This window comes from Catenuloplanes sp. NPDC051500, assembly GCF_044454585.1.
Classification (GTDB): domain Bacteria; phylum Actinomycetota; class Actinomycetes; order Mycobacteriales; family Micromonosporaceae; genus Catenuloplanes.
In genome coordinates this window covers 107055-129351 of the sequence record NZ_JBITDX010000002.1, presented here as the reverse complement: position 1 = coordinate 129351, position 22297 = coordinate 107055, and the positions used below count along the sequence as shown (strand labels likewise).

The window sequence follows — 22297 nt, the reverse complement described above, 5'->3', positions numbered from 1 at the left end:
TGGCGGACTGCACCACCCCAGAGCCTTGCTTCGCCGGGCGGGTACGTCCACGTCCCCGAAGCGGTGTCACACATGTGGCCCATCCGGCCGTCCCGGGGTCCACGGGGCCGCCACAACGAAGGTCTTGCCGCTGCCCCTCGAACACTCGCTACCCTCCACGCGCGTGTCATGTCGGTCGCGATGAATGGTGTGGACGATGAGCAGCTCCGACGAGTCAGATATCGGTTCGCGGGCCAGCTACCGCGACGGCAGCACCGCGGACTACGACGCGGGCGGCGGTGTCGTTCGCCGGACCACACCCGACGGCGTCGTCTACGAGACCTTCGACGCGCAGCACCGGCCCACCGCGGGCCACACCGACGCGGCGCAGTTCACCATCAACTACCCGGAGGCGTGGAGTGGTTCAGCGAAGGCAACAGGTGGCCCAAGTGTTGAGTACTCCGCAAACGGGGACATACTCCGGCAAAGAACCGCCGACGGTACCGAATTTGAGGCTTTTGATGCCGACGGCCGACCGCACGAAGGAAGCGCGGGCGGCGTCCACTTCAGCATTGATTACCGGGCGGACGGACGCACCGTCAACACGTTCGACGACGGCACCGTCATCCAGTACGACGCCGGTGGACGTGTCACTCGCCAGGAAACGCCCGACGGCACCGTCTACAGCCGTTTCGATTCCCAAGGCCGGCCGACTGCCGGCACCACTCCCGACGACGTCGGCACGGGTTCGTCCAGTTTCGCCATCGATTACACGCCCGACGGCGGCTCCGTCCTTCGTAATTCCGACGGCTCGTCCGCCACGTTCGATTCCGCGGGTCGGATCGTCGAGCAGGAGAGCGCCGACGGTACCGTCTATTCCGACTTTGACGCAGGCGGACGACCGCTAGCCGGCAGCGCCGACGGGCGCGACTTCAGCATCGACTACTCGGCCGACGGCGGGTCGGTCATGCGCTACGACGACGGCGCCTCGGTCGGTGTCGACAGCTCCGGCGACGTCACACGCCAGCAGGGAGCGGACGGCACCGCCTACACGTCGTTCGACGCCGAGGGCCGGCCCACCGCGGGCGAGACCGACGGCCGGTCGTTCACGATCAGCTACGACCAGGACGGCGGCAGCACCTCGCGCTACTCCGACGGCTCGTCCGTCGAGCTGGACGCCGCCAACCAGGTCGTCCGGCAGGTCACCGCGGACGGCGGCACGTACACGTCCTTCGACTCCCAGGGCCGCCCGACCGCCGGGGACTCGCCGGACTCCGGCGCATTCACCATCGAGTACGGCGAGGGCGGCAGATCCGTCCAGACGTACGAGAACGGTGTCCGTGCCGAGTACGGCCCGGACGGCCAGCCGATCCGGCACACACTCGCGGACGGCACCGACTTCACCCGCTTCGACGGACAGGGCCGCGCGGTCGCCGGCACCGGCGCGGACGGCGAGACGTTCGCCATCACGTACGACGACAAGTCCCAGACGTCGACGATGACGTACCAGAACGGCTCGTCCGTCCTCACCGACGCGGCCGGCACGACACTGCGCCTCACCACGGCCGACGGCGGCGTCTACACCTCGTTCGACAGCGAGGGCAGGCCACTCGCCGGCACGACCGCGGACGGCCAGTCGATCGAGATCTCTTACGAGGCCAACGGCAACTCGACCGCGCGGTACGGCGGCGCTGACGGCACCACTGTCACGTCGAACGCGGACGGCGACCCGATCCGGATGGTGACCGCGGACGCGACCTACGACGCGTTCGACGGCGAGGGCCGGCCGACGCACGGCACGACCGCCGACGGCCAGTCGATCGACCTCTCCTACGAGGCCAACGGCAACTCGACCGCGCGGTACGGCGGGTCCGACGGCACCACTGTCACGTCGAACGCGGACGGGGATCCGGTGCGGATGGCATCGGCGGACGCGACGTACGACGCGTTCGACGGCCAGGGCCGCCCGACGCACGGCACCACCGCCGACGGCCAGTCGATCGACATCTCCTACGAGGCCAACGGCAACTCGACCGCGCGGTACGGCGGGTCCGACGGCACCACTGTCACGTCGAATGCCGATGGTGATCCGGTCCGGATGGTGTCCGCGGACGCGACCTATGACGCGTTCGACGGTGATGGCCGTCCGACGCACGGTAAGACGGCTGACGGCCAGTCGATCGACATCTCGTACGAGCCGAACGGCAACTCCACGGCCCGGTACGGCGGTTCCGGCGGCACCTCGGTCACGTCGGAGGCGGACGGCGACCCGCTCAGGATGGTGTCCGCGGACGCGACCTACGACGCGTTCGACGGTGATGGCCGTCCGACGCACGGTAAGACGGCTGACGGCCAGTCGATCGACATCTCCTACGAGCCGAACGGCAACTCGACCGCCCGTTACGGCGGTGCTGACGGTGGTGTGACTGTCACGTCGAATGCCGACGGTGACCCGGTCCGGATGGTGTCGGCGGATGCGACCTATGACGCGTTCGACGCGGACGGCCGTCCGACGCACGGTAAGACGGCTGACGGCGAGTCGATCGACATCTCCTATGAGGCGAATGGTCAGTCGACCGCCCGCTACGGCGGCTCCGACGGGACCACCGTCACGTCGAACGCCGATGGTGATCCGGTCCGGATGGTGTCCGCGGACGCGACCTATGACGCGTTCGACGGTGATGGCCGTCCGACGCATGGCAAGACCGCTGATGGTCAGTCGATCGACATCTCGTACGAGGCGAATGGTCAGTCGACGGCCCGGTACGGCGGTTCCGGCGGTACGTCGGTGACGTCGAACGCTGACGGCGACCCGCTCAGGATGGTGTCGGCGGATGCGACCTACGATGCGTTCGATGCGGACGGTCGTCCGACGCACGGGAAGACCGCTGACGGCCAGTCGATCGACATCTCGTACGAGGCGAATGGTCAGTCGACCGCCCGTTACGGCGGTGCTGACGGTGGTGTGAGCGTCACGTCGAATGCCGATGGTGATCCGGTGCGGATGGTGTCGGCGGACGCGACCTATGACGCGTTCGACGCGGATGGTCGTCCGACGCACGGCAAGACTGCTGATGGTCAGTCGATCGACATCTCCTATGAGGCGAATGGTCAGTCGACCGCTCGTTACGGCGGTGCTGACGGTGGTGTGACGGTCACGTCGAACGCTGACGGTGATCCGGTGCGGATGGTGTCGGCGGACGCGACCTATGACGCATTCGATGCGGACGGCCGTCCGACGCACGGTAAGACGGCTGATGGTCAGTCGATCGACATTTCCTACGAGGGCAACGGTCAGTCGACGGCCCGTTATGGTGGCGCCGGCGGCACGTCGGTAACGTCGAACGCTGACGGCGACCCGCTCAGGATGGTGTCCACGGACGCGACCTACGACGCGTTCGACGCGGACGGCCGTCCGACGCATGGCAAGACCGCCGATGGTCAGTCGATCGACATCTCCTACGAGGGCAACGGTCAGTCGACCGCCCGTTACGGCGGTGCCGACGGTGGCGTGACCGTTACCTCGAACGCCGACGGTGACCCGGTGCGGATGGTGTCCGCGGATGCGACTTACGACGCGTTCGACGGTGACGGCCGTCCGACGCACGGTAAGACCGCTGACGGTCAGTCGATCGACATCGCGTATGAGGGGAACGGCAACTCGACCGCCCGTTACGGCGGTGCCGACGGTGGCGTGACCGTTACCTCGAACGCCGATGGTGATCCGGTCCGGATGGTGTCGGCGGACGCGACCTATGACGCGTTCGACGGTGACGGCCGTCCGACGCACGGCAAGACGGCTGATGGCCAGTCGATCGACATCGCGTATGAGGGCAACGGCAATTCCACCGCCCGGTACGGCGGCGCCGATGGTGGTGTGACTGTCACGTCGAACGCTGACGGCGATCCGATCCGGATGGTCACCGCGGACGCGACGTATGACCGTTTCGACGGTGAAGGTCGTCCGCAGCACGGTCAGACGGCTGACGGCCAGTCGATTGACATCGCGTATGAGGGCAACGGTCAGTCGACCGCCCGATACAGCGGTCCTGACGGTGGCACCACCGTCACCTCGAACGCTGACGGCGATCCGTCCCGGATGGTCACCGCCGACGCGACCTATGACCGTTTTGACGGTGAGGGTCGTCCGCTGCATGGTACGACCAAGGACGGTCAGTCGATCGATATCGGCTACGAGGGCAACGGGAACTCGACCGCCCGGTATGGCGGCGCCGATGGCGGTACCACTGTCACGTCGAATGCTGATGGCGATCCGGTCCGGATGGTCACCGCCGACGCGACCTATGACCGTTTCGACGGTGAGGGTCGTCCGCAGCACGGCACGACCGCAGACGGTCAGTCGATCGACATCTCGTACGAGAGCAACGGCAGCTCGACCGCGCGTTACGGCGGCGCCGATGGTGTGACGGTTACGTCGAACGCCGACGGCGATCCGTCCCGGATGGTCACGGCGGATGCGACGTATGACCGCTTCGACGGCGAAGGCCGGCCGCTGCACGGGACGACCAAGGACGGCCAGTCCGTCGATATCGGCTACGAGGGCAACGGCAACTCGACCGCGCGTTACGGCGGCGCCGATGGCGGCACCACTGTCACGTCGAATGCTGACGGTGACCCGATCCGGATGGTCACCGCCGACGCGACGTATGACCGTTTCGACGGTGAGGGTCGTCCGCAGCACGGTACGACCAAGGACGGCCAGTCGGTCGACATCTCGTACGAAGGTAACGGGAACTCGACCGCCCGGTATGGCGGCGCTGACGGTGGTACCACTGTCACGTCGAATGCTGATGGCGATCCGATCCGGATGGTCACCGCCGACGCGACCTATGACCGTTTCGATGGCGAGGGTCGTCCGCAGCACGGTACGACCAAAGATGGTCAGTCGATCGACATCTCGTACGAGGGCAACGGCAACTCAACCGCCCGGTACGGCGGTGCCGATGGCGGTGTGACTGTCACGTCGAACGCTGACGGTGATCCGGTCCGGATGGTGACCGCCGATGCCACCTATGACCGTTTCGACGGTGAGGGTCGCCCGCTGCACGGGACGACCAAGGACGGCCAGTCGATCGATATCGGCTACGAGGGCAACGGCAACTCGACCGCGCGTTACGGCGGCGCCGATGGCGGTGTGACTGTCACGTCGAACGCCGACGGCGATCCGATCCGGATGGTCACCGCCGATGCCACCTATGACCGTTTCGACGGTGACGGTCGTCCGCAGCACGGGACGACCAAGGACGGCCAGTCGGTCGACATCAGTTACCAGGGCGACAGTTCCACCGCGCATTACGCGGGCGCCGATGGTGGCACCACTGTTACGTCGAATGCTGACGGCGATCCGATCCGGATGGTGACGCCGGACGCGACCTACGATCGTTTCGACGGCGATGGCCGCCCGCTGCACGGGACCACCAAAGACGGCCAGTCGGTCGACATCAGCTACCAGGGCGACAATTCCACCGCGCATTACGCGGGCGCCGATGGTGGCACCACTGTCACGTCGAACGGTGACGGTGACCCGATCCGGATGGTCACCCCGGACGCGACCTATGACCGTTTCGACGGTGAAGGTCGTCCGCAGCACGGTACGACCAAGGACGGCCAGTCGGTCGACATCTCGTACCAGGGAGACAATTCGGTCGCCCATTACGCGGGCGCCGACGGTGGCACCACTGTCACGTCGAACGGTGACGGTGACCCGATCCGGATGGTCACCCCCGACGCGACCTACGACCGTTTCGACGGCGATGGTCGTCCGTTGCACGGTACGACGAAGGACGGCCAGTCGGTCGACATCTCGTACCAGGGTGAGAACTCCACCGCGCACTATGCAGGCGCTGACGGCGGTGTGACTGTCACGTCGAACGGTGACGGCGACCCGATCCGGATGGTCACCCCCGACGCGACCTACGACCGTTTCGACGGCGATGGTCGTCCGTTGCACGGTACGACCAAGGACGGCCAGTCGGTCGACATCTCGTACCAGGGCGAGAACTCGACCGCGCACTATGCCGGCCCCGACGGCGGCGTGACTGTCACGTCCAACGCCGACGGCGACCCGACCCGCATGGTGACGCCGGACGCGACCTACGATCGTTTCGACGGTGACGGCCGTCCGTTGCACGGTACGACGAAGGACGGCCAGGCCGTCGACATCTCGTACCAGGGTGACAATTCGGTCGCCCATTACGCCGGCCCCGACGGCGGTGTGACTGTCACGTCGAACGGTGACGGTGACCCGATCCGGATGGTCACGGCGGACGCGACCTATGACCGTTTCGACGGTGACGGCCGTCCGTTGCACGGTACGACGAAGGACGGCCAGTCGGTCGACCTCTCGTACCAGGGTGACAATTCCGTTGCGCACTATGCGGGCGCTGACGGCGGTGTGACTGTCACGTCGAACGGCAACGGCGATCCGATCCGGATGGAGACCGCGGACGCCACCTACGATCGTTTCGACGGTGACGGCCGTCCGTTGCACGGTACGACCAAGGACGGCCAGTCGGTCGACATCACCTACCAGGGTGACAATTCCGTTGCGCACTATGCGGGCGCTGACGGCGGTGTGACTGTCACGTCGAACGGTGACGGCGACCCGATCCGGATGGAGACCGCTGAGGCCACCTACGACCGTTTCGACGGTGACGGCCGCCCGATCCACGGTACGACCAAGGACGGCCAGGCCGTCGACATCACGTACCAGGGTGACAACTCCGTCGCCCATTACGCGGGTCCCGACGGTGGCACCACTGTCACCTCGAACGGTGACGGCGACCCGATCCAGATGGTCACGCCGGACGGCACCTACGACCGTTTCGACGGTGAGGGCCGACCGATCCACGGTGTGACGGACGATGGCGTCCAGGTCGACATCACGTATCAGGGTGACAGTTCCGTCGCGCATTACGCGGGCCCTGACGGTGGCACCACAATCACGTCGAACGGCAACGGCGACCCGGTCCGGATGGAGACGCCGGACGCGGTCTACGACCGTTTCGACGGTGAGGGCCGGCCGATCCACGGTACGACCGACGACGGCGTGCAGGTCGACATCGCGTACCAGGGTGACAGTTCCGTCGCGCATTACGCGGGCCCGGACGGCGGCACCACTGTCACCTCGAACGGTGACGGCCAGCCGGTCCGGATGGAGACGCCCGATGCGACCTACGACCGTTTCGACGGTGAGGGCAGGCCGCTGCACGGTACGACCAAGGACGGCCAGTCGGTCGAGATCTCGTACCAGGGCGATAATTCTGTTGCTCATTTTGCCGGTCCTGACGGTGGCACCACTGTCACGTCGAACGGCAACGGCGATCCGATCCGGATGGAGACGCCGGACGCCACGTACGACCGTTTCGACGGTGAGGGCCGCCCGACCCACGGCATGACCGACGAGGGCGTCCAGGTCGACATCTCGTACCAGGGCGATAATTCTGTTGCTCATTTTGCCGGTCCTGACGGCGGTACCACTGTCACGTCGAATGGCAACGGCGATCCGGTCCGGATGGAGACGCCGGACGCGGTCTACGACCGTTTCGACGGTGAGGGCCGGCCGATCCACGGTACGACCGACGAAGGCCAGACGGTCGAGATCAACTACCAGGGCGACAACTCGGTTGCCCGCTTCACCGGCCCGGACGGCGTCACCACTGTCACGTCGAACGCGGACGGCGACCCGATCCGGATGGAGACGGCGGACGGCACGAACTTCGACCGTTTCGACGCCGAGGGACGGCCGCTGCACGGTGTCACCAAGGACAACGAGCAGGTAAACCTCAGCTACGACGGCGCGGGGAACAGCACCGCGAACTTCCCGGACAGCGGCACCACAGTCGTGTCCGACCCCGACGGCAACGTGATCAAGATGACGACCGGGGACGGTTCCACGTTCACGTCGTTCGACGGCGAGGGCAGGCCGACCGCGGGCACGACCGCGGAGAACGAGTCGATCACGATCACGTACGACGACAACGCGAAGACCAGCACGGCGCATTACGGGAACGGCACGGAGGTCGACTCCGACGCGAACGGCGATCCGATCGAGATGCGCTCGGACGGCGCCACCTTCACGGACTTCGACGACAAGGGCCGGCCGATCACCGGTACGACGAAGGACGGCGAGCCGATCGCCATCTCGTACAACGACACGACGAACACCTCCACCTCGCGGTACGGGGCCGATGTCGAGGTCGACTCGAACGCGGACGGCGATCCGATCGAGATGCGGACGCCGGATGCGACGTTCACGGACTTCGACGACAAGGGCCGGCCGATCACCGGTACGACGAAGGACGGCGAGCCGATCGCCATCTCGTACAACGACACGACAAACATCTCGACCTCGCGGTACGGGGCCGATGTCGAGGTCGACGCGGATGCGAACGGCGATCCGATCGAGATGCGGACGCCGGATGCGACGTTCACGGACTTCGACGACAAGGGCCGGCCGATCACCGGTACGACGAAGGACGGCGACTCGATCGCCATCTCGTACAACGACACGACGCACACCTCGACCGCGAAGTACGAGGGTGGCGTCGAGGTCGACTCGAACGCGGACGGCCAGCCGCTGGAGATGCGCACCCCGGACGCCACGTACACCGAGTTCTACCAGGACGGGCGGGTCAAGGGCGGTACCACCAAGGACGGCGACACGATCGCCATCTCGTACAACGACACGACCGGGGTGTCGACCGCCAAGTACGGCAGCGGCGTCGAGGTGGACTCCAAGGACAACGTGACGTTGGAGATGCGCACCGCGGACGCCACGTACACGGACTTCTACGCGGACGGGCGGGTCAAGGGCGGCGTCACCAAGAAGGGCGACGACGTCGCCGTCACGTACGACGACGTGGCGGGCACCTCGACGACGCGGTACACCAACGCCGAGGGCAAGGCGACGGACGTGGTCGCAAAGGGCGACGTCGTCCTGGAGATGCGCACGCCGGACGCGACCTACACGGTGTTCGACGCCGAGAACCGCCCGACCGAGGGCATGACCACAGGCGACAAACCCCAGACGATCAAGATCGCGTACGACGACGTCGCCAAGCGCTCGACGACCACCTACGGTGACGGCACCGTCTACACCGCGGACTTCGAGGGCAACCCGATCAAGCTGGTCTCGGACGGGGTCGCCTACACGAGCTTCGACGACAAGGACCGGCCGACTGCGGGCATCAACGAGAAGACGAGTGAGACCGTCAAGATCACGTACGACGACGGGGCGCAGATCTCGACGACGACGTTCGGCAACGGGGGTGAGCTGGTCGCGAAGTTCGACGGGACGCCGATCACGTTCACCACCAAGGACGGCACGATCTTCAACGACTTCTACCCGGACAAGCGCCCGAGGGGTGGCATCTCCGACGGCACCACGTTCACGATCACGTACGACGACAACGCGCACACGACCCGGATCGACTACAAGGGCGGCACGTACGTCCTGCTGAACTCCGAGGACAAGCCGTACTACATGCAGACCGGGGACGGCTACAAGTTCACCGAGTTCTACGAGGACGGCAGGCCGAAGTCCGGGACCACCCCGGACGGCGACAAGATCGTGTTCACGTACGACGATGCGAAGAAGACCTCGACCGCGGTCATCAACGACGGCGAGACGACGATCGTCTACGACGAGCACAACACCCCGCTCACGATGACCACCGACGAGGGCTGGATCTTCGACCACTACGACAAGGACAAGGGGGAGTTCACCCGCGGCTTCGACCCGACGCGGCAGAAGTTCTTCGAGATCACCTACGGCCCGAACGGCGAGGTCACCTGGACGTACGACACGCACGACTACATCACGTTCGACGAGAAGGGCAACCCGCTCTACGGCGAGTACCTCGACGAGGACGGCAACGCCGTCAAAGTCGACTACAAGGTGCAGATCCCGCTGCTCAAGACGACCGCGGAGACGACGCAGACACAGCGCAACACGATCTCGGACCTGCTCGACGACATCAAGACGTCGCTCGACTCCGCGGAGGACTACTGGGTGAGCCCGGCCGGCACCACCTACGCGACGTACCGAAAGTCGATCGACATGGCCGCGAAGAACCTGCTCACGGTGCTCGACTCCTCGATCAAGAAGCTGAATCTGACCTACCAGAACTACGTGGATGCGGAGAAGCAGAACGCGGAGAACTTCCGGCCGGACCGCTGATCGTTCGGCAAATTCCTCCTTCGTCTTGAACCGGACGCCGGGCGGCTCCGTAATCAGGGCGCCCGGGTTCCCGAACCGGGGCGCACGCCCGGCACCGGCCGCCGGTGTGCGGGATTGACCAGGAGGAACAGATGCTCACGATCGCGATCGTCGACGACCACCCGGTGAAACGGGCGGGTCTGGAGAAGTTCGTCGCCGAGACGTCCGGCCTGGAGGTCGCCACGTCCGTGCGCGCGGTCGAGGACCTCGACGAGGGTGCGGAGTTCGACGTCGCGATCCTTGACGTGCCGCTGCGCCCGGGTGGCCCGGCCCTGTCCGCGATCGAGAGTCTGGTGACGCGCGCGCCGGTGGTGGTCAGCTCCACCTGGGAGCGGCCGCTGACGTTCGGCGCGGTGCTGCGGACCGGGGTGCGCGGCTTCGTGGACAGCCGCACGGACGGGCGGATCATCGTGTCCGCGCTGTTCACAGTCGGGGAGGGCGGCTTCTACGTCTGCCCGCGGCTGGCCGACCAGTTCCAGGCCGAGCTGGTCCGCAACGTCAACGAGGACCCGGCGGGCCTGGCGCCGCGCGAGGTGGAGACGCTGCGCTGGATCGCGCGCGGGCTCACCCACTCGCAGATCGCGGGCCGGATGGGGCTGACCGAGGCGACGGTCAACACGTACGCCAAGCGGATCCGGGCGAAGCTGAACGCCGGTAACAAGGCGGAGCTGACCCGGATGGCGATCGAGCTTGGCCACATGACCGACACCCGCCGTTTCCCGGCCGCGTAGGGCCCGCCCGCACCATGGAGCAGCAGAAGGCGCCCGAGCCGGCGTCCACGACGACGCTGAGCAGATCCTCCGGTGGGCGTCCGCCGAAGCCCCCGTCGCCGCACGCGGAACGTCTCGAGTTCGTCCGCGCGTTCATCGACTACGCACGCGCCCAGCCCAGCCCGGACCGGCTCTACGCCAGGCCGCACACCGCCATGTTCGTGGCCTCCGGCTGCGCCATCTTCGCGCTGCTCTTCGGCCTGGTGTTCAGCCTGTTCACCGGCGACCGGACCGGCCGGAGCGGGACGACGGCCAACGCCTCGCCCAGCCCGACCGGGCCGTCCACGTTCACCGCCGTGACCGGATGGGACTGCCGGGGTGAGCCGGAACACGTCTTCGAGGCGCGCGGCCGTACCCCGCAGTGGCAGATCCTCGCCGGTAACGCGTGGTCGAAGGACGGCTGCCGTGGCAACTACGCCACCATCCCGATCAGCGGTGACCAGGGGTACGACGATCCGTCACAGGTGCTGATCTGGGCTTTCACGCCGGGCTTCGGGGTGGACAAGTGTGACGTGGCGGTCTACACGCCCGCGGTGGACAAGAACGCGCTCAAGCTGGCGCCGAAGGCCCGCTACTACATCTCGGCCGGGCGGGATGGTGATGATCTGGGTACCTTTGACCTGAATCAAGGCACCAAGCCGGGCGAATGGCTTGAGGCCGGGTCGTTCCCGGTGACGAACGGTAAGTTTACGATCCGCCTGGGGAACCGGGGAAAGTTGGAGAACGGCGGCGGCGATCGGCTGCTCGTCGCTCAGTTGCGTGTCACCTGCGGGAAGGCCGACAGGTGACACCCCGGGCGAGGACAACCAGGACGGAAGGGCCGCACGAATGCGTACCGGGATAGCTGATGCCTCGTCATCGGCCCGCGTCGAGCGGGTCGGCGCCAAGGGCTGGGGGCGGCACCGGACGATCGGCGAGGCGGTCCGCGCCGCGCAGGACGGCGGGATCGTCTCCGTCGCTGCCGGCCGCTACGGCGAGTGCGTGGTCGTCGACAGATCGGTGCAGATCATCGCGGAGGCCGGCGGGGTGGAGATCGCACCCACTGACGGCCCCGCGTTAGAGATCCGGGCCGGAACCGCGGTGGTGCAGGGCGTGCACCTGATCTCCGCGCAGCGCAGCAGGGCCGCGGTCGTGGTGGCGGGTGGAACGGTCACGCTCGGTGGCTGCGAGATCCGCGGCGGCCGGGTGGAGGTCGCCGGCCAGGCGTCCGTCACGCTCGACGAGTGCACGGTCAGCGGCGCGTCCGGCGTCGGGCTCGACGCGGCCGACTCGTCGCGGGTCCGCCTGAACGGCGGCACGGTCCAGCAGGTAGAGGGCACCGGGCTGGCGGTCCGGGGCGGCGCCCGCCTCACCCTCTCCGGCACCGCGGTCCGGCACGTCACCTCCGTCGGCGTCCACCTGCGCGAGTCGGCCGGTGCGGAGGTCGAGCGGGCGGAGGTGTCGCACGCCGGCGTCGCCGCACTGCTGATCGAGGACGAGGCCGCCGCGACGGTACGGGACAGCCAGTTCTTCGACAACGACGGTGACGTGCTGCGCGCCACCGGCAGCGCGCCGTTCACCGCCGACTGGTGGCCGGGCACGCTGCCGGATCGCCCGCTGCTCGACCCGCCGGCGTTCGGCCCCGGCGAGCCCGGTGGCATCCGGATCGAGCGCTGCACCGCGGACCGGACCGGCGGCACCGCCTTCCACCTGTCCGGCAGCGCGAACGTAGGTGTCGCCGACTGCCGGGTCGACACGGTGACCGCGGCGGGCGTCGTGGCGACCGGCGACGCCCGGCTGGTGATGACAGACACCCACATCGTCCGGCCGCGCAGCACCGGCGTGGCGCTGCTCGGCCAGGCGCACGCCCGGATCGAGGGCTGCTCGGTCGCGGACTCCGGCGCCAACGGGCTGTTCCTGGCCGGTGACTCGCGCGTGCTGCTCCGCGCGCTCGGCGTCAAGCAGACCAGGTACACGGCTGTGCACCTGGGCGGCACCGCGATCGCCACGCTCATCGACTGCGAGATCAGCGACACCCCGGAGTGCGGCGTCCGGGTCACCGGCCGCTCCATGGCCCGCATCGACGGCGGCCGGGTGGAACGCGCCCGCCAGTCCGGGGTGGCCGTGGAGGAGACCGGCGACGCGCACCTCAGCCGCCTGACCGTCACCGAGGGTGAGGTCGGCGTGCGCATCGACTCGCCGCACCGCTCGCTCGTGGAGAACTGCACGATCACCGAGATCGCGCAGACCGGCTTCGAGGCCGCGAAGGGGTCCGGGCCGATCGTGCGCAACACCACGATCAACGGGTGCGGCGGCGCCGGCATGTTCGTGGACGCGGACGCCACGCCGCTCGCCGACGGCCTGACAATCGACCGGATCGGCGGCACCGGCGTGGTGGTCTGGGGCGGCGCCACCCCGGTGATCCGTGCGACGACGATCGCCAACTGCAAGAAGAACGGCCTCTACCTGGGCGCCGAGGCCCATGGCACGGTCGAGGACCTGGACGTGTCCGGCACCGGATATCCGGCGCTCTACATCGGCGCGAAGGCGTCCCCGGTGCTGCGCCGCGTCCACGTGCACGATGTGGACGAGGACCTGACGCTCGTCGACGGCGCGAACGCGACGTTCGAGCAGTGCACAGCGGACGCGGTCGGTACCTCGACCATGCCGATCGAGGGCGCGAACACGCTTGTCCGCCGGGCCGGCGTGGCGCTTGCCACGTCCACTACGAGCACCCGCTCGACCGCGTCCGCTGGCAAGGGCGACCCGGACGCCGCCGAGACGCTGCCGGACCTGCTGGCCCAGCTCAACCGGCTGGTCGGCCTGGACAAGGTGAAGACCGACGTTGGCTCGCTCGTCAAGTTGGTCCAGATGGTGCAGAAGCGCCGCGATGCCGGGCTCAGCCCGCCACCGATGTCCCGGCACCTGGTCTTCGCCGGCAACCCGGGTACCGGTAAGACCACAGTCGCCCGGCTCTACGGCCAGATCCTGCGCGCGCTCGGCATGCTCGGCAGCGGTCACCTGGTCGAGGTGGACCGGGGCTCGCTCGTCGGCGAGTACGTGGGCCACACCGCGCCGAAGACGCAGGCCGCGTTCCGCCGCGCACTCCACGGCGTGCTCTTCATCGACGAGGCGTACGCGCTGACTCCGGACGGGCACGGCGCGGACTTCGGCCAGGAGGCGATCTCCACGCTTGTGAAGCTGATGGAGGACCACCGCGAGGAGGTGGTGGTCATCGTGGCCGGCTACCCGTACGAGATGGTCCGCTTCATCAACACCAACCCCGGACTGCAGTCCCGCTTCTCCCGCACCCTGACGTTCGACGACTACTCCACGGACGAGCTGGTCAGCATCGTCCAGTACCAGGCCGCCGACCACGAGTACCACCTCGGGCCGGACACGATCGACAAGCTGCGCCGTTACTTCGACTCGGTCGACCGCGACGAGGGCTTCGGCAACGGCCGATTCGCCCGCGGCGTGTTCCAGCACATGACGGAGCAGCACGCCGCGCGCGTCGCGGAGCTCGAGTCGCCGACCACCGCGCAGCTGACAGTTCTCGGCCCGGAAGACCTGCCCGACGTGCCCGACGTGCCCGCAGAGCACTAGGAGATACCGCGTGTCCCGCATCTCGTTCCACCGCCCGGCGCGGTTCCTTCCGCCGCCGGCCCCCCAGGACAAGGTGGTCCTGCCGTCGCCGCCGGAGCAGAAGCAGAGCAACGCGGGCTTCATCAGCCTGCTGCTGCCGCTGCTGTCCAGCCTCGGTATCGCGGCGTACATGGTGTCGTACGGCCGGCCGATGCTGATCGCCCTGGCGATCATCTTCGCGGTCGTGTCGTTCAGCGCCACCATCGCGTTCCGGGTGCAGAACAAGCACCTGGAACGGCGGACCGTGATGCGGCAACGGGCGCGCTACCGCGCCCTGCTGATGGACGTGCGCACCAACGCCCGCCAGGTCGCGTCGACGCAGCGGATGCTCGGCGCGTGGGCGCACCCGGAGCCGGACCGCCTGCTGGCGATCGCGCACAGCGGGCGCCGGGTGTGGGAGCGGCGCCAGGGCGATCCGGACTTCCTGAAGGTACGGATCGGCATCGGCGACGCGGAACTGTCCACGCCGATCCAGATCGGCACCCGGCTGGACCCGCTCGCCGACTACGACTGGGAGTCGATGCGGGCGGCCCGCCGGCTCGTCGACTCGATGAGCAAGGTCGCGGCCCAGCCGATCGCCATCGACCTCGGCACCGCCGGCGTGATCAGCATCCTCGGTGAGCCGGAGACCACCGCCGCGATGACCCGGGCCATGCTCTGCCAACTCGGCGTCATGCACGCGCCGGACGACGTGCTGCTCGCGGTCGAGGCGCCGGACATGGAGCTCTGGGAGTGGGCGAAGTGGCTGCCGCACACGTTCGAGCCCGGCTCCCGGCGGCGGCCCCGCGCGGTGCCGCTGATCAGCAGCGAGAACGGTGGTCTCGGCGACTTCCTGGAGCGGGAACTGCGCCGCCGCAGCGAGTCGGCGAGCGCCAGGCGTCTGCAGTCGCAGTTCGACCGCGGCGCGGCACCGCACCAGCAGCGGCTGGTCGTACTGTTCACCGGGTTCGACCCGGTGTCCGAGTGGGGGCGGTCCGCGATGCTTCGCGCGCTGCTCGAGGCGGCAGGTCCGCAGATGGGCATCACGCTGATCTTCCTGGGCCGGCGTGAGACGGACGAGCCGGGCCGGGTCGACCTGCGGGTGAGCGTGTCGGCCCACGGCGGGCTGTCACTGACCGGCCGCACCGGTACCGGCGCCGCCACCTCCGAGCTGTCCCAGGCCGATGAGGTCAGTCAGCCGATGGCGGAGCTGATCGCCCGGAAGCTGACACCGCTGACGCTCACCGACGAGCACGAGCAGGTGCTCGCCCGTACCGTGTCGCTGATCGAGGCTCTGATGAACGGCCGGAGCCTGGACGTGGCGCTCGGCGGGCTCTGGGATCCGAACATGAGCCCGGAACGGCTGCTCAAGGTGCCGATCGGCACGGACGGCGACGGGCAGAGCGTGGTGCTCGACATCAAGGAGTCCGCGCAGGGCGGCTCCGGACCGCACGGCCTGATCGTCGGCGCGACAGGTTCCGGCAAGAGCGAGCTGCTGCGTACCCTCGTGGCCGGCCTGCTTGTCACCCACTCACCTGACCTGCTGAGCATGGTGGTGGTGGACTTCAAGGGTGGTGCGACGTTCGCGCCGGTGGCGGGCATGCCGCACGTGGCCGGCATGATCACCAACCTGGCCGACGACGCGGCGCTCGTGGAACGGGTCCGCGTCGCGCTCGCCGGTGAGCAGCAGCGGCGCCAGCAGCTGTTGCGCGCGGCCGGCAACGTCGACTCGATCCGCGAGTACCAGCGGAGGCGGCAGGCCGGGGAGAGCGGCATCGACGGCGCACCGCTGGAGCCGATGCCGTACCTGCTGGTGATCATCGACGAGTTCGCCGAGCTGCTCACCGCGCACCCGGAGTTCACCGAGTTGTTCGTCCAGATCGGACGCGTCGGCCGAAGCCTGGGCATGCACCTGCTCTTCTCCACCCAGCGCCTGGAGGAGGGCCGGCTGCGCGGCCTGGACTCGCACCTGTCGTACCGCATCTGCCTGCGCACGTTCAGCGCGCAGGAGAGCCGGACCGTGATCGGCACGACCGACGCGTACCGGCTGCCGCCGATCCCCGGCTCCGCCTACCTGAAGGTGGACGAGAGCATCTACCGCCGGTTCCGGGTCGCGCACGTCTCCGCGCCGTTCATCTCGGACGAGCAGCGGGCGGCGGACGGCGTGGCACCGACCTCGATCCTGCCGTACGACATGCGCGCGCTCACCGCCGCCGACCTCGACGAGGAGGAGGAAGAGTCGCTGCCGATGGTGGCCGGTGACGGTCCGACCGAGCTGAGCGTCATCATCGAACGGCTCTCCAGCCGCGGCACCCCGGTCCGTCAGGTGTGGCTGCCGCCGCTGCCGCGCGCCATCCCGCTCGACACGCTGATCGGCCCGGTCGCGGTGCAGTCCGGCCGGGGCCTGTCCGCCACCATGTGGCCGATCGCCGGCGAGCTGCGTGTCCCGATCGGCGTGGTCGACCTGCCCGGCCAGCAGGCCCAGGAGCCGCTGCTGCTCGACTTCGGCGGCCCACACGGGAACCTGGCGATCGTGGGCGCGCCGCGGTCCGGGCGCAGCACCATGCTTCGTACCCTCATGCTGGCCACGATCCTGACGCACACGCCGGCCGAGGCGCAGTTCTACTGCATCGACTACGGCGGTGAGACGCTTCACTCGTTCACGACCGCGCCGCACGTCGGTGACGTCGCCGGCCGGATGGACAAGGAGATGGTCGGCCGGATGCTCGCCGACATCCGCGCCGTCATCACCGGGCGGGAGAAGCTCTTCCGCGAGCTGGGCATCGACTCGGTGTCCGAGTTCCGCTCCCGGCGCGACTCCGGCCGGTTGCCGGAAGGACTGCGCGCGGCGGACATCTTCCTGGTCGTGGACAACTGGGGCGCGCTGCGCAGCGACAACGACCAACTGGAAGCAGTGCTCGTGGAGATCGCGTCGCGTGGTCTGGGCGTGGGCATTCACCTGATCCTCACCACGAACCGGTGGATGGAGATCCGGCCGGCGCTGCGGGAGAGTATCGGCACCCGGGTGGAGCTGCGGCTCAACGACTACAACGAGTCCGACATCGCCCGCCGGATGGCGCAGGCGATGCCGACGAACGTCCCCGGCCGGGCGCTCTGCCCGCCCGGCGTGTACGCCCAGGTCGTGCTGCCTCGCGTCGACGGCCGGGACACCGACGAGGGCCTGCGCGACGCGCAGCAGGACATCCTCGCCAAGGTCGGGCCGTCCTGGTACGGCAAGGCCGCGCCCGGCGTGCGGATGCTCCCGGTGCAGGTGGTGCGCGACCAGCTGGTCTCGGCGGACGCGGTCCCGACCGCGGTCCCGATCGGCATCGGCGAGCCGGACATCTCCACGATCAGCCTCGACCTGGTCAACGGCGACCCGCACTTCATCGTGTTCGGCGACACCGCGTCCGGCAAGAGCATGTTCCTGCGCACCTGGCTGCGGAACCTGGTCGACCGGCAGACCGGCTGGGAGGCGCGCGTGGTGCTCGTCGACTACCGCCGCTCGCTGCTCGGCATCGTCCCGGAGGGACACCTCGGCGCCTACGCGGCAGACTCGGCGACCACCAAGACGTACGCCCAGCAGATCGCGGGGAAGCTGCGCGAGCGGATGCCCCCGTCCACGGTCACGCCGGAGGAGCTCAAGGCGCGCAGCTGGTGGGAGGGCCCGGAGATCTACGTGGTGATCGACGACTACGACCTGGTCGGCGGCGGCATGCAGTCGCCGCTCTCCCCGCTGATGGAGTTCATCCCGCACGCCCGCGACATCGGCTTCCACCTCGTGCTGACCCGCAAGGTCACCGGGGCGGGCCGTGGCGCGGTCGGCGACGCGCTCTTCTCGCGCGTGCGTGAGCTGGGTGGCGGCGGCCTGATCCTCTCCGGTGACGGGCGCGAGGGCCAGCTGCTCGGGACGGAGAAGGCTCAGGTGCGCCCGGCCGGCCGCGGTGCGCTGCTCTCCCGTGGCAAGCCGACCCGCCTGATCCAGATCGCGCTCGACGAGGCACCGGACGAGGACGATCCGGACACCGCCGCGGACGCGCCGTTCGCGGCGTCCAGCCGATGAGCGGGGGACAGCCGGGGACACCCGAATCGGTCACTGTCGGCGTCCTCGCTCCTGCTGAGATGCTGCCCCCACCGGTACGACCCGGGCGCAGTCCGGCTCTCGTCCACAGGTTTTCCCGCCGGGTTCCGACTCCCGGCCTGGCACCGAGGAGGACGTCATGGCGTTTCAGGTAACCCCGGAATACGTGGCCGACGCTGCCGCCAGCTGCACCACCACCTCGACCGAGGTCGAGGCGCAGCTCCAGGCCACCCGCAACTACGTGGTGAGCCTGCGTGATGAGTGGGAGGGCGTCGCCGCCCTCAACTTCGACGCGCTGATGGCCGACTTCGACGCGTTCGGTGTGATGCTCCACAACGCACTCGTCAACATCGGTGACGGTCTCCGCGGCAACTTCAACAACTACACAGTCGTCGAGGAGTTTGCGACCAAGAACCTGGTCGAGGTCAACGGCGAGATCCCCGGCGTCTACTTCTAGGCCATTCCACTGCCCCGCCTCGAGAAGGAGTACACATGCCCGGCGGCGACATCTACGGCACCCACATCAAGGTCCCGGACAGCCTGGAGGGTGCCGGCACGTTCATCAACGGCATCTCGCGGGACACCATCGACGACCTGACGCGGCTCGAGAACAAGCTCCTGCCGCTGGCCGAGACCTGGGTCGGCGACACCTACATCTACTTCGAGGACCAGCGTCGCGCGTGGAACGTGGCCGCTGACGGGCTCTTCGGCCCCGAGGGCATCATGGGCATGATCGCCCACGCGCTGAACGTCAACTACCAGAACTACAGCGAGGCCGAGCTGACCAACACGGCAACCTGGAAGCACTAGATGGCGGACCAGCGCAGTCTCGTGACGGTCGTCGGCACGCGCAAGCGGGTCGACGTCGCCCTGCCCGCAGCCGCCCCGGTGGGCGAGTACGCAGGCCGGCTCGCCGACCTGTGCGGGCAGGACAGTCACGACGTATTCCCGCCGGCCTGGTCGCTGATCCCGGCCGGCGGGGGACCACTGGCGCTGGAGGACACCCTCGCGGACGCGGGGATCGCCGACGGCGCCGTGCTCTACCTGATCGACGTCGCGGGTGATCCCGGCGGCGAACCCGCGATCGAGGACATCGACGAACTGGTCGCGGACCAGACGGAGGAGTATCGCTCCGGGGAGAGCCCGCGCGGCCTGGTGGTGATCGGGCTGTCGCTGGCCTGGCTCGCCGCGACCGGGGTCGTGCTGCTGTGGCTGCACGGCGGGCTCGCTGCGGCGATCGGCATGACGCTCGCCGCGCTCGTGCTGCTCGGCACCTCGTGGGGCCTGCAGCAGCGGCGCTCGGCCGTACCCCCGATGCTCACGCTGTCCATGTCTCTGGCCTCGGCCGCGTGCATGGCGGCTGCCGGCGGGCTGCTCTTCGCGGAGCTGAGCGCCGGGCTCTGGTGGGTCGGCGTGATCGCCGGTGCGAATCTCGGCGTGGTCATGGCGCTGGCCACCACGCCCGAGATCATCCTGTTCGCGGTCGAGCTGCAGATGCTTGTCGCGGGCCTGCTCATCCCGCTGTTCCTGCCGCTCAAGGTGAACGCGGCGGAGGCGTCCGCGGCCGTGGTGGTCGCGGCGGTAGCGCTTCTCGGCGGCTCGAAGTGGATCTCGGCGAGCATCACCGCGTGGGCGTCGAAGCCGCCGAAGGCGAGTGCGCCGATGGCGCAGGCGGTCACCGTGATGCTTGTCAAGGCGCGCACCGTGCTGACGTTCGTGATCGCCGGTCCGGTGCTGGCGCTGATCATCGCGCAGCCGATCCTCGCGCTCTCCGGCAACTGGTGGGCGATCGCGCTGTCCGGCGTCGCCGGCACCGCGCTGCTGGTCCGCACGAAGCAGGCCGGTTTCCGCAGTGAGGCTGTCGCGTTCGGCGTCGCGGGCGTGACAGGTGTCTTCTCCGCGGTCGGCGCCGTGGCGGACCGGTTCGCCGGTACCGGCGGTGCCGCAGTCGCGCTGGTGTTCGGCGGTTTCGTGGTGCTCAGCATCGGTGTGCTGATCTCGCTGGTCCAGCTGCCGATCACGGAGTCGACCTCGGACGTGTCGCTTGCCGGCGCGGCCGCGGCGGGTCGCCGCTCGGTCGCCGAGGTGGTCGGCATGCTCTGCAACCTGGCGGTCGCGCCGCTGGCGATGGGCGTCTTCGGCGTCTACGGGGAACTGGCGGAGATCGGCGCCGGCATCATCGGCTGACCGGTCCGTGACGACGCGGCGGGGAGGAGGCGAAAGCCCCTCCCCGTCGTGCTGTCAGGTGTCAAGCGTGCCGTCGGTGCTCATCGTGACTTCGGTGATTGTGGGTGCGTCGGGGAACTGGCTGCTGTAGTCGATCTGGGCGTAGGCCTGTGCGGCGCCGTCGACGGCCAGGGTGAACTGGCTGACAAGTGTGATCACGTCGGAGGCCGACATGATGATCTTGTGCTGGTACGTGTTGAGCTGCTCGACAAGCTCCCGGCTCGGACCCGCGTACAACTCCTTGTCCACCCGCCACAGCATTCCCTCGCTGTCGAACTCGTTCACGGCCCCGACGCTGCTGAACGGGTCGTTGTCCGAGCCGATGTCCTCCTTGGAGGCGACGGAGAACATCCAGCCTTCGCGGCTGGAGACGTAGTCCTTGTGGGTGTTGTAGGCGGTGACGGCGGTTTTGAGGTCGCTGATGGCGAGTTTGACGGTGTCGACGACGTTGCCGGTGTTGATGGTGAAGGCGTGGACGTAGGGGATGTTGTCGCCAAGCGGTTCCTGGTCGTCTTTGGACTCGGGCTTCTCAACGGTGATCGTGGGTCCGGACTGCCAGCGGCCGTCCTTGTCGTCCTCCCAGGTCTCGCTGAGTGTCAGCGTGGGCGGTGTGACGTCCGCGGCCGGCGGTTGCAGGCTGCCGACCGCCGGGAGCTCCGGGGTGGGTGACACCTAATCCTCCTTGCGATCGACGGGTTCGCGGACCGTCCTCACCGGCCGGACCGCCGTGATTACTGCGTGATGGTGCCGTCGTTGCTCATGGTGACTTCGGTGATTGTGGGTGCGTCGGGGAACTGGCTGCTGTAGTCGATCTGGGCGTAGGCCTGTGCGGCGCCGTCGACGGCCAGGGTGAACTGGCTGACAAGTGTGATCACGTCGGAGGCCGACATCATGATCTTGTGCTGGTACGTGTTGAGCTGCTCGACAAGCTCCCGGCTCGGACCCGCGTAGCTGTCGACGTCGTGGAGTGCCCACTCGTCCGTACCCGGCGTGACGTTGTAGGTCTCGGTCGTCACGTTTGTGAACGGGTCGCCGTCGGCGCCGATGTCCTCCTTGGAGGCGACGGAGAAGACCCATCCCTCGTGGCTGGAGACGTATCCCTTGTGGGTGTTGTACGCGGTGACCGCGGTTTTGAGGTCGCCGATGGCGAGTTTGACGGTGTCGACGACGTCGCCGGTGTTGATGGTGAAGGCGTGGACGTAGGGGATGTTGTCGGGAAGCGGTTCCTGGTCCTCGGCGGCTTCCGGCTTCTCGACGGTGATCGTGGGCCCGGACTGCCAGCGGCCGTCCTTGTCGTCCTCCCAGGTCTCGCTGAATGTCAGCTCGGGTGGTGTGACGTCCGCCGCCGGCGGTTGCAGGCTGCCGACCGCCGGGACCTCTGGAGTGGGTGACACCTAT

At 68.3% G+C, this 22297-nt stretch carries 10 protein-coding genes; 8 read left to right on the top strand and 2 right to left on the bottom strand.

Features of this window, described 5'->3' with window-relative positions; genetic code table 11:
• The first annotated feature begins 196 nt into the window (after positions 1-196).
• The 8 genes from ACIA8K_RS03785 to ACIA8K_RS03750 all read left to right on the top strand — a co-directional run bounded on the left by ACIA8K_RS03785 (position 197) and on the right by ACIA8K_RS03750 (position 20860).
• Positions 197-10180, top strand: coding sequence for a hypothetical protein (locus tag ACIA8K_RS03785; protein ID WP_396054639.1), 9984 nt, complete (start codon positions 197-199; stop codon positions 10178-10180).
• Positions 10181-10311: 131 nt separating this feature from the next.
• Positions 10312-10950 (top strand): response regulator transcription factor, encoded by a 639-nt coding sequence (locus ACIA8K_RS03780; RefSeq protein WP_396054637.1) that lies wholly within the window; start codon positions 10312-10314, stop codon positions 10948-10950.
• A 14-nt stretch (positions 10951-10964) separates the two neighbouring features.
• On the top strand, positions 10965-11777 hold the full coding sequence (locus ACIA8K_RS03775) for a hypothetical protein (protein ID WP_396054635.1): 813 nt from the start codon (positions 10965-10967) through the stop codon (positions 11775-11777).
• 40 nt (positions 11778-11817) lie between these two features.
• Positions 11818-14574 (top strand): right-handed parallel beta-helix repeat-containing protein, encoded by a 2757-nt coding sequence (locus ACIA8K_RS03770; protein WP_396054633.1) that lies wholly within the window; start codon positions 11818-11820, stop codon positions 14572-14574.
• 10 nt (positions 14575-14584) lie between these two features.
• Positions 14585-18655, top strand: a complete 4071-nt coding sequence (eccCa, locus tag ACIA8K_RS03765) for a type VII secretion protein EccCa (protein WP_396054632.1) — start codon at positions 14585-14587, stop codon at positions 18653-18655.
• Between the two features lie 157 nt (positions 18656-18812).
• On the top strand, positions 18813-19130 hold the full coding sequence (locus tag ACIA8K_RS03760; protein ID WP_396054630.1) for a WXG100 family type VII secretion target: 318 nt from the start codon (positions 18813-18815) through the stop codon (positions 19128-19130).
• 35 nt (positions 19131-19165) lie between these two features.
• Entirely contained in the window at positions 19166-19483 is a 318-nt protein-coding gene (locus tag ACIA8K_RS03755) for a WXG100 family type VII secretion target (RefSeq protein ID WP_396054628.1), read from the top strand.
• Positions 19484-20860, top strand: coding sequence for an EsaB/YukD family protein (locus tag ACIA8K_RS03750; protein WP_396054626.1), 1377 nt, complete (start codon positions 19484-19486; stop codon positions 20858-20860). It abuts the gene before it with no gap.
• A 54-nt stretch (positions 20861-20914) separates the two neighbouring features.
• Here ACIA8K_RS03750 and ACIA8K_RS03745 read toward each other — a convergent pair whose 3' ends face one another.
• Together ACIA8K_RS03745 and ACIA8K_RS03740 are read right to left on the bottom strand one after the other, a co-directional pair.
• On the bottom strand, positions 20915-21571 hold the full coding sequence (locus tag ACIA8K_RS03745; protein WP_396054624.1) for a hypothetical protein: 657 nt from the start codon (positions 21569-21571) through the stop codon (positions 20915-20917).
• 59 nt (positions 21572-21630) lie between these two features.
• Positions 21631-22293: a hypothetical protein gene (locus ACIA8K_RS03740; protein WP_396054622.1), complete on the bottom strand. Its 663-nt coding sequence runs from the start codon at positions 22291-22293 to the stop codon at positions 21631-21633.
• Positions 22294-22297: the final 4 nt, after the last annotated feature.

Coding starts and splice junctions, on each gene's coding strand:
- ACIA8K_RS03760 (WP_396054630.1), top strand. CDS start 18,813: ATGGCGTTTCAGGTAACCCCGGAATACGTGGCCGACGCTGCCGCCAGC.
- ACIA8K_RS03750 (WP_396054626.1), top strand. CDS start 19,484: ATGGCGGACCAGCGCAGTCTCGTGACGGTCGTCGGCACGCGCAAGCGG.
- ACIA8K_RS03755 (WP_396054628.1), top strand. CDS start 19,166: ATGCCCGGCGGCGACATCTACGGCACCCACATCAAGGTCCCGGACAGC.
- ACIA8K_RS03785 (WP_396054639.1), top strand. CDS start 197: ATGAGCAGCTCCGACGAGTCAGATATCGGTTCGCGGGCCAGCTACCGC.
- ACIA8K_RS03775 (WP_396054635.1), top strand. CDS start 10,965: ATGGAGCAGCAGAAGGCGCCCGAGCCGGCGTCCACGACGACGCTGAGC.
- ACIA8K_RS03780 (WP_396054637.1), top strand. CDS start 10,312: ATGCTCACGATCGCGATCGTCGACGACCACCCGGTGAAACGGGCGGGT.
- ACIA8K_RS03770 (WP_396054633.1), top strand. CDS start 11,818: ATGCGTACCGGGATAGCTGATGCCTCGTCATCGGCCCGCGTCGAGCGG.